The organism is Paracoccus sp. Z118 (genome assembly GCF_019061185.1).
Lineage (GTDB): Bacteria > Pseudomonadota > Alphaproteobacteria > Rhodobacterales > Rhodobacteraceae > Paracoccus.
Genome location: NZ_JAHQZU010000090.1, coordinates 1 through 1,264 on the forward strand (window position 1 = coordinate 1; position 1,264 = coordinate 1,264).

1 protein-coding gene and 2 pseudogenes are annotated in these 1,264 nt (G+C 63.5%); all 3 read left to right on the forward strand.

The genetic code is table 11. The features are described from left to right. Positions 1-147, forward strand: a pseudogene (locus tag KTN05_RS17570) (IS256 family transposase); the annotation flags it as partial. A gap of 63 nt (positions 148-210) precedes the next feature. Beyond that, positions 211-606: pseudogene (locus KTN05_RS17575) on the forward strand (IS21 family transposase); the annotation flags it as partial. Positions 607-669: 63 nt separating this feature from the next. Then, positions 670-1,041: a hypothetical protein gene (locus tag KTN05_RS17580; protein WP_217330660.1), complete on the forward strand. Its 372-nt coding sequence runs from the start codon at positions 670-672 to the stop codon at positions 1,039-1,041. Positions 1,042-1,264 lie beyond the last annotated feature (223 nt).

Genomic DNA, 1,264 nt, shown 5'->3' on the forward strand with positions numbered 1-1,264 from the left:
AACGACGGCGCCATCGTCCGGCTTGTCGGCGCGCTGATGCTCGAGACCAACGACGAGTGGACGGTCGCGCGGAGATACATGTCGCTTGAAACGCTCGCCCGCGTCACCGACAATCCCGGCATCAGGCTGCCCGCTGTAGCGATCTGATCAAGCTCGGACCTCTCCGAGGGCCGGCGCTCCTACACCACGCCAAGGGGCATGACCCATCTGCCGCCCCGCACGATCCATGACTGGCGCCATTACCTGACGGTGATCCAGCGCAAGCCTGGAGCGCTGCGGAACGGTGCCCCCTTTGTGGAGCTGCCGTCAGGCTCCAGGCGGTCGCAGGACCAGATGCTGCGACGACCCGGCGGAGATCGGGAGATGGTCGATATCCTCGCCCTGGTCCTGCAGCATGACGAGCAGGCGGTGCTGGCAGCAGTCGAACTGGGCTATGTCCGATGGGGTGGCGACCAGGACCATGTGCTCAACATCCTGCACCGGCTGATCGACGGCAAGGCAACCGACAGCCCGATCATCGATACACCGCAGGCGCTGATCTTGCGTCACCGCGATGCCCTCGGGAGGGGGCATCCACGCCATCAAGGTCGATGGGGCGAGGAATGAGCGGAATGAAGATCAAATTGGAGCCAATGCCGTTGAAGTTTAAGGGGGGGCTGGCCCGAGGGGGTGGAGTATCTCCTCGCGCTTACCGTTCCGGGGCGCAGCACAATGCGCGCGATTGAAGTTTCAGGTCTGGAACCCCCTTGGGAAAGGAACAAGACGACGGCCAGCCGGGCCATTGAGTTCCTGACCTCACTCCGCATTCCCGAAGGACCGAAGGCCGGTGAACCGCTCCGCCTCGCGCGATTTCAGGAACAATTCGTGAACGGTGCCCTTGCGGATGGCGTGAACATGGCTTGCCTGTCCATCGGACGCGGGAACGCGAAAACGGCGCTTTCGGCGGGGGTCGCACTCGGGACGCTTGTCGGAGCCTTCGACAAGCAGCCTAAAGCATTTCGGTTGAACCCTGAATCGCTTTGGGTTCCGTCGCGGTGCTGATCGTGATTCCCTTCCGTTTGGGAGGACGGATCATGTCGGCGCCATTGCCATCGGCACTTCGCGTTCGGTTCCAGCGCTACATCGAGGAGGGTCTGAGCGGTCGGGCGGCGGCGTTGCGGCTGAAGCTCTCGCCAGCGACCGGAGCGCGTTGGGCACGGGCAGTCAGGACGAAAGGACATGCCGAACCATTGCCCCAGGGACGCCCCAGAGGACATGGCAAGCT